The organism is Plantactinospora sp. BB1 (assembly GCF_003030385.1).
In the GTDB taxonomy this organism is placed as follows: domain Bacteria; phylum Actinomycetota; class Actinomycetes; order Mycobacteriales; family Micromonosporaceae; genus Plantactinospora.
The window spans coordinates 3,527,733-3,541,205 of record NZ_CP028159.1; the positions used below are offsets into that span (position 1 = coordinate 3,527,733).

Genomic DNA, 13,473 nt, shown 5'->3' on the forward strand with positions numbered 1-13,473 from the left:
GCCGGGCCCGGGGAGTGGGCGCGGACCGGGACCACGACGGGACGGCACCGGAACGCCCGTGCGCGTTCCGGTGCCGTCCGGCCTCAAGCGGTGTCAGGTGGGTCCGAGCCGGTCCTCCTCCTCTCGGTCTCTCGTCGTCGGACTTCCCTGCTGGCGGCGGGGGTTGGGGACCAGTTGCCGCCGGTGGTGCGGGATGTGGCGGGAGCGTTTCACCGCTGCGGCCGCCGGCCGGCCCGAGCCGGCCGGGATCACCTGACGGTGATCCGCACTACGTCGAAGGCCGGCACCTGGTTGGCGCGGGTCATCATCGGGATCCGGTGCGAGCCGTCACCGGCCCACACGGCGCACTGCGCGGTACCCCGCTGGGTCAGCCCCGGCACGGTCACCGTGACGGTGTCCGGCTGGGCACCGCCCCGGCCGTCCTCGGTGGCCACGAAGAACGCCGGGACCGGCGCCGGGTCCGGCGCGGAGCGGCTGCTGCCCAGCATCCGGCAGGCGGAGTGGAAGTGGCCGCGGACCAGGCCCTCCTCGGTGAGGAAGGAGCTCTCCTTGTAGTAGCCACCCTGCCCGGCCGGCAGGAACCGGTCCCGGACCAGGTTGCGGGTGCTGACCCGGAGGGTGAACTGCTGGTTGACCCGGACCGAGTTCGGCGCCTGGGTGATCAGCAGGGACGGGTTCTGCTCCGGGGCGCCGACCTCACCGAAGGCGGTGCCGACGCAGCGGGGACCGTTCTGGAAACCGTCGTGCGTCTGGAGGTCGCTGTCCGAGCAGTCGGCGCCGAGCGGCTCCAGCGCGGCCGGGTTGCCCGGCGCGGAGCTGCTGCTGGTGCCCGGGCTCGGGGTGCAGTTGGCGCCGCCACCGCCCGGCCGGCCGCGCTGGGCCAGGGTGCCAGGCTCCTGCCCGTCACCGGGGTGCTGCACGGCACCGTGGTCGTGGTACGACCGGGTCTGCGGCTTCGCCGCCGTGCCCGGGCCCTCGGCGGCGGCCGAGGAGGACGGGTTCGCCGTGCCCGGGGCGCCGGTCGGCGCGCTGGTCGACGGCGCGCTGGTCGCCGGGGCCGGTGCGGTCGGGCAGGGCTTGGCCGCGGAGGGCCGGTTGCGGCCCCAGGTGCCGGCGTTCGAGACCTGGGTGACCGTGACGATCGCGCCGAACACGCCCAGCGTGGCCAGCACGGCGATCAGGCGCTTGTTGCGTGGTGGTCGGTTCGAGCGCCGCCGTGAGGAGCGGACGGGGGTGTTCTTCACGTGGTGCCACCTCTTCCTTAGAGGATTGGTCAGCGAGGTCGGATTTCAGCGGGACCAGGCTGGTGGTGCCGACGACCGGAGGGTCCTCGGCGGGTGCGGGATGCTGGGCGGGCCGGCGACGAGGCGGGCCCGGATGCCGGCGATCGGCGCGCTGTCGACCCGGCGGGGGTCACCGGGCGCGGCGCCGGCCACGGAGATCGGCGAAGCGGAGGGACGATCGTAGTCGCCGCGTGGCAACGCGTATATCGTCTCCATCTTCCCGCCTTTCCGAATATTCAGCCGGTAACGGTGCGAAAAAAACCGTACGGAATGCGTTGGCTGAGAGTCAAACCGTGGTAGAGAAGATAGGGATCTCTTGAGGTCCACTTAAAAGGAAATTATGTTTCGGGGAGCTAACCATCGGTGGCGCCGCCGGACCGGTCGCCGGAACCGGGCGCCGGTGGTCGGCGTGACCCTCCTCAGTGGCCGGTCGGGCCTGCCCGGACAGGCCGCGACGCCGGCCCGGACCGGGCCGGCGTCGCAGCCGGACAGCGACGGTTGCCGCGCGTCGCGTCCGGGACCACGGCGGCGACCGACCGCGCCTACCCTGGCAACGGCCGGCCGCCGGGTCTGTGGGGCAGCACCCGTGGGATCGACGGTCAGTAGCTGGGCCCGCTCTGTGCCTCGCCCTCGGCGGGCGGCGGGGCGACCGGCTTCGGCGTACCGGTCGGCAGGCAGCTGAGGTTCTTGGTGCCGGTCGGGGTCACCACGAACCAGGTACCGCCGACGCCCTGGCCCTTCCACTGTCCGGGCTTCTTGTCACCGATGTAGCGGTACACCGGCCAGCCGCCGATGGTGATCTGCCGGGTGCCGTCGGGCCGGAGGACCGTGCCGACCTTGTCGGCGGCGACGCCCTTGAGATCCGGCGTGCTGTTGGTCAGCGCCGCCGGCCACACCCGGGCACACTCGCCGACGCAGGTCGTCTTCGGCGGCTTCGCCGAGTCCCGGTCGAAGCGGTAGAGCACCCAGCCCTTGTCGTCGGTCACCACCTGACCCATCCGGGGGACCCGCTTGCCGACCAGGCCGGCGGTGACGTCCACATCGGCCACCTCGACGGGCTGCGGGGTCGGCTCGGCGGTGGGTTCGGCGGTCGGCTCGGCGGCCGCGTTCGCCGCCGGCTTCGCGTTGTCGGCGGCACTGGTGTTCGGGGTGGTTCCGGCTGGTGCGCAGGCCGTCAACGCGGCCAGCGCCGCGCCGGCCAGAACGACGCCGGTACGCTTCGTCGGTGCCACGTCCCCTCCTCTGCTGGACAGGTTGCCCGGAAGTACGGCCACCTCGGCCGCCCGGTTGAGGCAATTCGTCGTGGACAATTTCACAGCGAAAACGTTGAACTGCTGCCACGCGCGGTACGTACAAATCAGAAGCCGTCGTGACCACGTGCTTTCCGCCGCCCGGCAAAGCCCCCGCGGTGCGGTGCGGCGTGATTCGGGCGCGCAATTATCCGAGCCGTGGCGTCGCCGGGACCACATCCGGTGGGCCGGCTCGGCCCGGTCGCAAAACTCCGGGATCGCGCGCCCGACGCACGACCCGGGCCGTGCCCGTCAGGCCGGCACGGTCACCAGGGGATCCACCGACCCGTCGTCGTCGATCACCTGCACCTGGAACCCGACGATGTCGTCCAGGCCGCTGGAGGTGGCGGTCTCCAGCATCAGCGGGTTGGGCTGGGTCTTCGTGCCGTAGCCGCCGGGTGGCACCCTCCAGCTGGAGAGCGCCTCGGTCCTGCCGTTCTTGTGGATCGCCACCAGCCGGCACACCTTCGGGCCGGACAACCCGCTCAGCGCGTAGGAGACCCGGGTGCCCCAGGGCGTCGTGCCGAGGATCAGCTCCATGCGCACCCCGCTCTCCGGGTCGGTGGCGGTGAACCGGTCGCCGGTCGGTGCCGGCCGGCCGGTGGCCCCCGGGCTGGCGGTGACCGTGCCGACCGGCGGCTGCGCGGTCGTCGTGCCCGGGTCGGCGATCCGGGTCCCGGCGAAGAGCGCCAGGCCGGTCAGCATCGCCACCAGCACCACACCGGCCGCGAGGCTGTAGAGCCGCCGGCTGCGGGCCCGCCGCCGGTCCGCGTCGACCGCCGAAACGACCCGCTCGAAGAGCGCGCCGTCGGACTCGACGCGGTCGGCCGCCATCAGGTCCCGGCCGTCGACCTCGCCCAGCATGTCCACCACCGGCAGCAGCGACTCCAGCTCCAGCCCGCACTGCGGACAGCTCGCCAGGTGCTCCTCGAAGCGCAGGGTGTCGCGCTCGTCCAGGACGCCGAGCGCGTACGACGCGACGTCCCAGTGGATCTCGGCGCTCACTCGGTCACCCCCCGCTCCACCAGCGCCGCCCGGAGAGCCCGGAGCGCGTAGTAGACCCGGGACTTCGCGGTGCCGAGCGGCAGCCCCAACTCCTCGGCGGCCTCCGGCACCGTGCGCCCCCGGAAGTACGTCGCCACCAGCACCTCCCGGTGCGGCTGGCTCAGCGTGCGCAGGGCGTCGGTGATGGTCATCATCCGCAGCACCCGGTCCGTGTCGTCGGACTCGGAGAAGCCCTCCAGATCGCGGTCGTACGTCTCGGCGGGTCGGGCCTGCTCGCTGCGGTGGTCGTCGATCACGATCCGCCGGGCGACGGTGACGAGCCAGGGACGCAACGACGACTGGCCGTGGGTGCCGAGCCGGTGTGCGTTGCGCCAGGCGCGTAACAGCGTCTCCTGCACCACGTCCTCGGCGCGCTGGCGGTCGCCGCCGGTCAGCCGCAGGACGAACATCAGCAGAGGTTTGGCATGTTCCTCGTAGAGCACGCGAACGAGCTCGTCGGAGTGCCTGGTCTCGGCGGGGGTCGAATTGTGGCGGCCGGCAGCCGGTCGCGGTGTCACCGGCCCATCATTCCGTCCGGCCGGCCGCGCGTCGAGACTTTTCCGGTACCGAATTGACCGGCGTTGCGAGGCAGCGCACATTCGCCCCGGCATGACCGTGTCGCCATACCATCCGCCGGCTACCGCCTGCATCCCACCCATACCTCCGCGTCGAAGGCGCGTGAGCCGGCCCCCCGCCTGGGGTCCGGTCGATCCCGCCGCCGAGAAGTACGGATCCCGGGCCGGGCCGGATCAACGCGGCTCGGAGAAGTTGTGCCGGAGCTGCACCTCGGCGGCCGGGACGTCCGATGTGTCCGGCTAGCGGGCGATGTCGAAGCTCCCCGGCGGGGGCGGTGCGGAGGGCCGGGCGGCGCTGTCGACGACCACCCGGGCACCGTCGGCGAAGCGGTCCAGGTCGGCACCGGCCAGCACCCGGCCGGGGAACCAGTCTCCGGCGGTACGCCGGACGAGCTCCGGCACCGGCAGCTCGGCCCGGCTGGCGACCAGCACCAGGTTGCCGTACCGGCGGCCACGCAGCACCGCCGAGTCGGCGACCAGGCAGACCTCGGGGAGTACGGCCCGGAGGGTGGCGACCTGGGCGCGGGCGTACCGCAGCGGCGGACCGTCCGCGACGTTGACCACGTGTACGCCGCCGGGGCGCAACACCCGGGCCGCCTCGGCCGCGAACTCCACCGAGGCCAGATGTGCCGGGGTGCGGGCGCCGGCGAAGACGTCGGCCACCACCACGTCGTAGTCGCCGTCCCGGATCGTGCCGAGCACCTCCCGGGCGTCGCCGACCCGGACCCGCAGCCGGGGGTCGGTCGGCCAGGGCAGTTTCTCCCGGACCAGGTCGACCAGGGCCGCGTCGACCTCGACGACCCGCTGCGTCGAGCCGGGCCGGGTGGCGGAGAGATAGCGGGGCAGCGTCATCGCCCCACCGCCCAGGTGCAGCACCCGGAGCGGCTGACCGGCCGGCGCGACGAGGTCGAGCACGATGGCGATCCGGCGGACGTACTCGAACTCCAGGTGGGTCGGGTCGGTGAGGTCGACGTGCGACTGCGGCGCCCCGTCGACCAGCAGGGTGTAGGAGCCCGGCCGGTCCGGGTCCGGGCGCAGCTCCGCCAGACCGCCCGCCACCTTCACCGCGAGCGCGTCGGCCCGCCGTTTCCGCCCCACCGGTGAAGTATCGCCGCCGGGCCTCCCGGCCCGGTCGGCGGTCGGCGGGAACGAGCCGTTGCGCACACCTGGCGTCAACCGGTGTAGGCCGGCGGGGCGGCCCGGGTGGTGGCCAGGGTCAGGGCGCGGTGCAGCAGCCGGCCGTCGCCGAGCCGGGCCCGCAGCCGGCGTTCCAGCCCGGCGATCGGGATCAGGTTCTGCGGGGCCCGGGGGTCCTTGTAGGGGGTGGAGGCGAACTTCGGCAGCGTGACCAGGGAGAGGTTCGCCAACTCGATCGCCTGCTGCTCGGCCAGTTCGGCCGAGCACTCGACCCGGACGATCCCGGCCCACGGGCCGCGCCCGGAGCCGGGCAGCCGCAGATACCAGGAGTAGCCGCCCCAGGCCGTACCGAGCCGGAAGACCGGGGAGCGTTCCCGGGCGGCCAGCCCGGTGACCAGCGCGGTGTGCCGGGCCTCCAGATATTGGCTGTGCTGGGTCTTGATGTAGCCGAGGGTGCGCGGCAGTTGCCGCCGGCTGCGCAGCGGGCCGTCCACCACCAGCAGGTCGCCGTCGTCCCGGACCGCGCCGGAGACCTTCACCTCCAGCGCGGTCAGCGGCCCCTGGACCGCCGCCGGCAGCTTGCTCAACTCGCCGGTCCCGCTGAGCCGGTGTACGGCGTACCGGATCTGCCCGGCGACCACGTCCTGCGCCGACGGGCTGGCGGTGAAGAGTCCCCGCTCCACCTCGGCACCGGCCAGTTCGGCGGCGCCCCGGCGCAGGTCGCACCGGACCACTCCGGCGGCGTACGAGGCGGCCAGGCCGGGGAAGGAGGTGCCGTCCGGCTCCTCGGTCCAGACGCTGGCGTCGATCCGGCGTACCCCGTCGACCAGCAGCACCACGTCCGGCGGCTCGATGCCGTCCGGGGCGGCGAGCGGGCGCCACTCGTCGGCGGGCAGCTCGACGTCGGTCTGCACCTGGGCACTGCTCGGTGCCGCCGGGCCGCCGGCCGCCTCGAACGAGGCACCGTAGGCCGGGTCCCAGGCGTCGACGAAGAGCCGGGTGCTCACCGGCCGGTCCGTTCCACCCGGGAGCTGCGGGCGTCCTTGCGTACCTCGAACCGGACCGGGATCCGTTCCGCCAGCGCCGGTACGTGGGTGACCACCCCGACCATCCGGTCGCCCCGGGCGGCGAGGTTCTCCAGGGTGGCGGCGACGGTGTCCAGGGTCGCCGCGTCGAGCGTGCCGAAGCCCTCGTCGAGCACGATCGACTCCAGGCTGGCGGTGGTGGTGGAGAGGCCGGCGAGCTGCTCGGAGAGGGCGAGCGCCAGCGCCAGCGAGGCCTGGAAGGTCTCCCCGCCCGACAGGGTCCGGACCGCCCGGCGCAGCCCGGCGTCGTGGTGGTCGACCACGAAGAACTCGCCCTTGTCGTGCGCCAGGTCGTATTGCCCGTCGGTGAGTTCGCGCAGGATCCGGGAGGCGCCGTCGACCAGCATGTCGAGCGCCTCGGCCAGCAGCCAGCGCTCGAAGTTGTTGGCCCGCAGGTGCCCGGCGAGGGCCTTGGCGACCCGGGACTCCCGCTCGTGCCCGGTCCGCCGTTCGGTCAGCTCCCGGGCCTGCTCCCGGCGCTCGACCAGCCGGCGGTGCTCGGCCTCGGCCCGCTCGACGGCGACCACCGCCAGCCGGACCGGGTCGGCGTCGTCGGCCGGCCGGTCGAGCCCGACGGCGGTGAAGAGCGCGGCGATCCGTTCCGCGACCGCGTCGACGGTGCCGTGCGCCTCGGTCACCGCCGAGGCGGCGCCGGCCCGGCTCGCCCGCCGCTCCTCGCCGGCCCGGGCCGCCCAGTCGGCCAGCCCGGCCCAGGCGGCGGTCACGTCCGCCCGGTCGGCGGCCGGCGGACCGAACCGGGCCACCCCGTCCCGCACCGTGTCGAAGGCGTGCCAGGCGCCTCGCAACCGCTCCTCGGCCGCCTGCACGCCGGCCCGGGTCCGCCGGGCCGTCTCCCGGGCCGCCCGTACCGCCCCGCCGGCCGCCTCCAGGTCCCGCCGGAGCCCGGCGAGCAGGTCGAGCCGTTCGCGCAGCGCGGCCGGGCCGGGCGAGTCGGCGAGCCGGGCGTCGAGGTCGGCGAGCCGGGCGGTCAGCTGCTCGTGCCGGGCCCGGGCCTGGTCGAGGGTGCGTTCCAGCTCCCGGGCGGCCCGGTCCCGCTCGGCGACCAGCCGGTCGGCGGCGTCGGCGGCGGCCCGGGCGGCCTCACCGGCCTGCTTCGCGGCGGCCACCGCCGAGCCCTCCGGCAGCGGCGGCACCTCCGTCACCGGCTGGGTGCAGACCGGGCAGGGCGCCCCGGCGTGCAGGTGGGCCCGGAGCGCCGCCGCCCGGTCGGCGGTCTGCGCCTCCTGGTAGGCGGCCCGGGCCGCCTCCAGCTCCGCCCGGGCCCGCTCCGCCGCCGCCCGGGCCGCCTCCAGCGCGGCCACCGCCGCGTCGTGGTCGGCACCGGCCGCCTCCAGCGCGCCGGCCAGCGTCGCCGCCTCGCCGGCCACCTGCCGGCGTTCGGTGTGCGCCTGTTGCAGCAGCCGCAGCGCCGCCGGGTCGCCGGCACCGGCCAGCTCGCCCCGGAGCTTCTCCTCGCGTTCCTCGGCCACGGTCACCGCCGCCGACGCCTCGGTCGCCGCCTCCCGGGCGGCCGCGACCGCCTCGGCGACCACCGCGAGGTCCCGGGGCGGCCGGACCCGGGCCAGCTCGGCGAGTTCGGCGTCGAGGGCGGCGAGCCCGCGCTCCGCCTCGGTCGCGGCGGTACGGGCGGCCCGCAGCTCGGGTACGGCCGCGTCGACCCCGTCGGCCAGTTGCCGCATCGCGTCCACCCGCTCGGCGGCGGCCGACAGCGTCTCGTCGTCGATCCCGGTGAGCCCGTCGAGCATCCGGTCGACGGCCTCCAGCGCGGCGTCGGCCCGGGCCGCCCGCGCGGTCGCCCGCTTCTGCACCTCCTCGTAGACGCCGAGGCCGAGCAGGTTGACCAGGATCTGCTGCCGGGTCGCCGGCTTGGCGTGCAGGAAGTCGGCGAACTGCCCCTGCGGCAGCAGTACGCAACTGGTGAACTGCTCGTACGGCAGCCCGACCGCCTCCAGCACCGCGTCGTCCATCTCGGCCGGGGTACCGGCGACCACCTCGCCGAGGTCCTCCGGGCTGAGCCCGGTGTCCAGCTTCGTCACGTCGAAGCCGGGCGGCATCAGTTGCAGCCCGGCGTTGCCGGTCTTGACGTTGCCCCGGCTGTCCCGCCGGACCACCCGGGTCGCCACGTAGCGCGCGCCGGCGGACTCGAAGACCAGCCGGACCCGGGCCTCGGCCGCCGACGGGGCCAGCGCGTTGGCGATGCCCCGGGCGCCGCCCCAGCGCGGCACCGTGCCGTAGAGGGCGAAGCAGATCGCGTCGAGCACGCTGGACTTGCCCGAACCGGTCGGCCCGACCAGGGCGAAGAAGTCCGCGTCGGTGAAGTCGACGGTGGTCGCGTCCCGGAAGGCGGTGAAGCCGGCCAGGTCGAGCCGGAGCGGACGCACTATTTGGTCGCCTCCTCGTAGAGTTCGTCGAACAGTTCGCGCACCCCGTCGTCGACCTGGCCCCGGCTGGTCAGATAGTCGGCGAAGAGTTCCCGGGGGGAGCGCCCGGCCCGCTGCGCGGCCCGGCCCGCACCGGCGGCCGGCAACATCTCCGGGTCGATCCGCACCTCCAGGGCCCGGGGGAGCAGCTCCTGCACCTCTTCGCGCAGCCCGGCTCTCGGCGCCTCCCGGACGTAGACCCGCAGCCAGGACGTGCCGTCGTCGACCTTGGCGAGTTCGGCCAGGGTGCCGCGTACGGTGCGCAGCGGCGCCGCCGCCGTGATCGGCACCTCCCGGACCCGGGCGGCGGTCCGGGTGCTCACCTCGACGATGCTGACCGAGGGGCGGTTCTCCTCCTCGCCGAAGTCGATCGGCAGCGGGCTGCCGCTGTAGCGGATGTGGCAGGGGCCGAGCACCTGCTGCGCCCGGTGCAGGTGACCGAGCGCCACGTAGTGCGCGTTGCTCGGGAAGACCGAGGCCGGTACGGCGTAGTTGAGCACGGTGTGCGCCTCCCGCTCGCCGCCGCCGGTGCGGGCGCCGACCACGGTCAGGTGCCCGGTGACCAGGTGCACCCGGTCGGGGGAGTCGAAGCTCTCGGTCAGCCGGCCGAGCACCCGCCCGACGTGGTCGGCGTAGGTCTGCACCGCCTCGGCGGCGGTCAGCTCGTACATCTCGACGGCGCGGACCGCGTACCGCTGGGAGAGGAACGGGAGCGCGACCAGCCGCCACGCCTCGCCGTCGGCGGTGGTCCCGTCGACGACGTGCTCGGCCGGGTTGTCCCGGACGCTGCCCCGCAGCGCCACCCCGGCGGCCTCGGCCCACGGCCGGAGCGCGTCCAGGGCCGGGCCGTTGTCGTGGTTGCCGCCGATCGCGACGACCTGGGCGCCGGTGCGGCGCAGCGCGGAGAGCGCCCGGGTGACCAGCCGGGTCGACTCGGGGGTCGGCGCGGCGGTGTCGTAGAGGTCACCGGCGACGATCACCAGGTCGGGGGACTCGGCCTGGGCGACCTCGACCACCTGGGCGAGGGCGTCGCGGTGTTCGCCGACCCGGGACTGTCCCTTGAGGACCTTGCCGACGTGCCAGTCGGAGGTGTGCAGGATCTTCACGGTCGCCCACCCACTGCTAGAAGGGGATGTCGTCGTCGGTGAGGGTTCCGGCCCGGGAGCCGACCACCGCGAACGGGTCGGCGGCCTGGGTGATCGACCGGAGCGTCCCGGTCGGCGCGGCACCGGCCTCGGAGACCCGGGTCGCCCAGGCCGGGAAGGGGAAGTCCAGGCAGAGCGGCACCGGGATGTCCGGCTGGTTGACGAACATCGTGCCCGGCTTGGCCAGCAGCGCCCGCTGCCGCTGCGCGGCGGGGAGGAAGCCGTACTCTGGGCGGGACGCCTCGGCCGGGTCGAGCCGGCCGACCACCCGGATCGCCGAGTTGGTGACGATGCGCCGCTCCACCTCGCTGGCGGTCTGCTGCGCCCCGATCAGGATCACCCCGAGCGAGCGGCCCCGCTCGGCGATGTCGAGCAGCACCTCCTTGATCGGCGAGGAGCCCTCCCGGGGGGCGTACTTGTTCAGCTCGTCGAGGACGACGAAGAGCAGCGGCTTGGGGGTGCCGGCCTTCTCCTTGCGCTCGAACTCGGTCTTCAGGGTCACCCCGACCACGAACCGCTGCGCCCGGTCCGGCAGGTTGTGCAGGTCGACCACGGTCACCTGGGCGCTCTCGGCGGTGTTCACGCTGTGCGGACGGCGGGTGGCGAGGTCGCCCCGGATCAGCCGGGCCAGATCCTTCTTGCTGCCGATCAGCCGCCGGGCGAAGGCGTTGACGGTGCCCATGTTGACCGCGCTGCCGGCCCACTCCGAGCGGGTCTCGTCGTCGGTGAGCTGCTCGACGATGTGGTCGACCAGGTCGGGGTAGGAGTTGATCCGTACCCCGTCGACGCTGACCCCGCCGTCGGCGGGCTGGGCGTACCTGGCCAGGTGGGCGGCGACCGAGTGCACCACCATGGTGTATTGCTGGCGCTCGTCGTCGGCGTCGGCGAAGACGTAGGGCAGGAGACGGTCGGCGCAGAACTCGGTCAGCGTCCAGTAGAAGCTGTCGACCCCGGAGAGCCGGCTGCTCACGTCGGGGGTGCCGGAGGAGTCGCCGGCCCGGGGCGGGGCGTAGACCCGGACGTCCGGGAAGGCTCCGGCGTCCAGCCCCAGCTTCGCGTACGTCTCGGTGGTGGCCGCGTCGAGCCGGCTGTTGGGGTGGTCGAGGAAGAGCAGGTCCTCGCCCTTGACGTTGAAGATCAGTGCCTTGGCGTTCACCGCGTCGCCGCCGAGCACCCCGGAGCGGAAGACCGAGTAGAGCAGGAAGGTGGCGAAGCTGGTCTTGGTGGCCACCCCGGAGATGCCGGAGATCGAGACGTGCGCGCCCCGGCTGCCGTCCAGGAAGTCGGCGTTGAGGAAGACCGGCACGCCGTCCCGGCCGATCCCCATCGGGACTCGGCGCTCCATCCGGTCGAAGTGCAGCGCCGCCGACCGGGCCTCGCCCTCGGCCCGGTAGACGACCGCGCCGGGGGAGGGCGGGACGTAGAACTCCGGGTCGACCCGGGTGGTGGTGATCTCGGCCGCCTCCTGCACCATCGCCGGCAGGGTGCCGTCGGCGATGGCGAAGACGTCGGAGTCGAACTGCGCCCCCTCGTGCCGGGCCCGGACCTGGGTGACCACCCCGGCGATGGTGACCGGCTCCCGGTCCGGCAGCTCGCGGCGGGTCACCACCACGTCGTCGAGCTGGAGGTAGCTGCCCGGGGTGACGGCCGTCCAGAACTGCAACGGGGTGGCGTCGGCGGTGCCCAGCACCCGGCCGACCTCCGCTCCCGGAGCCTCCGGTGGGCTGTCGGTCACCGTGCCACTCCGCTGGGTGGCGCCCCGGTCGGTGTCGCGTCGGTCAGGGTGAAAATCTGGTCAAGACACACGAGTCGCATCCTGCCTCACTAGTACGACACCGTGCCAACGCGGCGCGGCGGTGCGGCCGGGTGGTCGTCGGGTTCGTCCCGCGCTCGGTCGTACACGGCTGCTTTGCGACGCATTAACCAGATCTTGGCGGTCCGCTCCCGGTGCCCGACTAACCTCCTGCGCCATGATGACCCTCAATCCACCCGTCGGCCGGGGCAACACGCCGGCACCGGTCGGGCGCGGCGCCGGCCGGAGTCGGCGTACCACTGCCTTCGGGACCGCCCTGCTGCTGGCCGCCGCCCTCGGTGCCGGAGCCGCCGCCACCGCCGACCCCGGGCCGGCCGCCGCCGAGCCGGGCCGGGTGCACGTCTCGGAGAACTTCGACGGCGGTGCGCTGCCGGCCGGCTGGCGGGCGGTCGACGGCACCTGGCGGGTGCAGAACGGCCGGCTCTACGGCACCTCGGCCGGCTCCAGCCAGAACAACAAGATCACCTTCGGCGGGTACCTGGCGCACTTCCGGTTCGAGGCGACCGTACGCTTCGAGTCCGTGACCGTGAGCACCCGATGGGCCGCGCTCGGCCTGGACGTACCCGGGACCGGGGCGACCCCGTGGTGGATCGCCACCATGCGCAGCGGCACCACCGCCGCCAACGGGCTGGAGTTCGCCGAGCGGACCACCGCGAACGCCTGGAACGTCACCGACACCGCCGCCGCGCCGACCGCCGCCGGCACCGGCCGGGACGTCCGGGTCGCGATCGAGGTGCACGGCAGCCAGGCCCGGTGGTCCTTCGACGGCCGGGAACTGCTGCGCACCGCCAGCCTGCGCCGATCCGGTACGGCCGGCCAGGCGCTCCTCGTCAACGGCGCCACCGTCTCCTTCGACGACGTCCGGATCACCGAGCTGGCGCCGAGCGCCCTGCTCCGGCCGCCGGGCAGCCCGGTCGCGGTGATCGCCCACCGGGGCGCCTCGGCCGCCGCGCCGGAGAACACCCTGGTCGCCCAGGAGATCGCCCGGCGCGGCGGGGCCGACTGGATCGAGAACGACGTGCAGCCGAGCGGCGACGGCGTGCCGTTCGTGCTGCACGACTCGACGGTGGACCGCACCACCGACGGCACCGGGGCGATCCGCTCGCTGGCCAGCGCCCGGCTCAAGGCGCTGGACGCGGGTTCCTGGTTCGCCCCGCAGTACGCCGGCACCCGGATGCCGACCCTGGCCGAGCAGCTGGCGGACCTGCGTACCCGGGGCGGCCGGCTGGTGCTGGAGATCAAGGGCGCGCACAGCCGGGCCGAGGTGGCCCGGATCGTCTCGGTGGTCCGCGAGCAGCAGATGACCGACCGGGTACTCGTGCAGAGCTTCGAGGTCGACGTGCTGCGGTACACCCGGGAACTCGCCCCGGAGCTGCCGCTCGGGCTGCTCCGCAGCACCCTGGACGCCGACCCGGTGGCGATCTCCGCCGAACTGGGGCTGGCCACCTACAACCCCTCGTCGGCGGCCCTGCTCAGCCGGCCGGCGGTCGTCGGTGACCTGCACCGGGCCGGGGTCGCGCTGATGGTCTGGACGGTCGACACCCCAGCCGGCTGGCGGCAGCTCGACGACCTGGGCGTGGACGGGATCATCACCAACCGTCCGGCCGAACTCGTCGGCTGGAACGCCGCCCAGGGCTAGCGACCGCGCGGCGGTGCCCCGG

11 protein-coding genes are annotated in these 13,473 nt (G+C 74.3%); 1 reads left to right on the plus strand and 10 read right to left on the minus strand.

The window, feature by feature from the left end:
- Nucleotides 1-248 precede the first annotated feature (248 nt).
- The 10 genes from C6W10_RS15445 to C6W10_RS15490 form a co-directional block, all read right to left on the minus strand.
- A complete protein-coding gene (locus C6W10_RS15445; protein WP_234361762.1) occupies nt 249-1,244 on the minus strand; it encodes a Pecanex-like protein 1 in 996 nt (331 codons plus the stop codon).
- Nucleotides 1,245-1,289: 45 nt separating this feature from the next.
- Nucleotides 1,290-1,499, minus strand: coding sequence for a hypothetical protein (locus C6W10_RS37295; RefSeq protein ID WP_159079329.1), 210 nt, complete (start codon nt 1,497-1,499; stop codon nt 1,290-1,292).
- A 383-nt stretch (nt 1,500-1,882) separates the two neighbouring features.
- Nucleotides 1,883-2,515: a hypothetical protein gene (locus C6W10_RS15455; RefSeq protein ID WP_107258685.1), complete on the minus strand. Its 633-nt coding sequence runs from the start codon at nt 2,513-2,515 to the stop codon at nt 1,883-1,885.
- 309 nt (nt 2,516-2,824) lie between these two features.
- Nucleotides 2,825-3,577 (minus strand): zf-HC2 domain-containing protein, encoded by a 753-nt coding sequence (locus C6W10_RS15460; RefSeq protein ID WP_107258686.1) that lies wholly within the window; start codon nt 3,575-3,577, stop codon nt 2,825-2,827.
- Nucleotides 3,574-4,266, minus strand: coding sequence for a sigma-70 family RNA polymerase sigma factor (locus C6W10_RS15465; RefSeq protein WP_107258687.1), 693 nt, complete (start codon nt 4,264-4,266; stop codon nt 3,574-3,576). Before C6W10_RS15465 ends, C6W10_RS15460 begins: the two co-directional genes overlap by 4 nt.
- Before the next feature lie 165 nt (nt 4,267-4,431).
- Nucleotides 4,432-5,289, minus strand: coding sequence for a spermidine synthase (locus C6W10_RS15470; protein WP_107258688.1), 858 nt, complete (start codon nt 5,287-5,289; stop codon nt 4,432-4,434).
- Nucleotides 5,290-5,363: 74 nt separating this feature from the next.
- The gene (locus tag C6W10_RS15475) at nt 5,364-6,335 is read right to left on the minus strand and encodes a hypothetical protein (protein ID WP_107258689.1); all 972 of its coding nucleotides are present in this window, start codon (nt 6,333-6,335) and stop codon (nt 5,364-5,366) included.
- A complete protein-coding gene (locus C6W10_RS15480; protein WP_107258690.1) occupies nt 6,332-8,815 on the minus strand; it encodes an AAA family ATPase in 2,484 nt (827 codons plus the stop codon). Before C6W10_RS15480 ends, C6W10_RS15475 begins: the two co-directional genes overlap by 4 nt.
- Nucleotides 8,815-9,960 (minus strand): exonuclease SbcCD subunit D, encoded by a 1,146-nt coding sequence (locus C6W10_RS15485; protein ID WP_107258691.1) that lies wholly within the window; start codon nt 9,958-9,960, stop codon nt 8,815-8,817. The genes C6W10_RS15480 and C6W10_RS15485 overlap by 1 nt, the downstream gene beginning before the upstream one ends.
- A gap of 16 nt (nt 9,961-9,976) precedes the next feature.
- On the minus strand, nt 9,977-11,734 hold the full coding sequence (locus C6W10_RS15490; RefSeq protein WP_107258692.1) for an ATP-binding protein: 1,758 nt from the start codon (nt 11,732-11,734) through the stop codon (nt 9,977-9,979).
- Nucleotides 11,735-11,969: 235 nt separating this feature from the next.
- On the opposite strand from C6W10_RS15490, the gene C6W10_RS15495 reads away from it, so the two are divergent.
- A complete protein-coding gene (locus tag C6W10_RS15495) occupies nt 11,970-13,451 on the plus strand; it encodes a glycerophosphodiester phosphodiesterase family protein (RefSeq protein WP_234361763.1) in 1,482 nt (493 codons plus the stop codon).
- Nucleotides 13,452-13,473 lie beyond the last annotated feature (22 nt).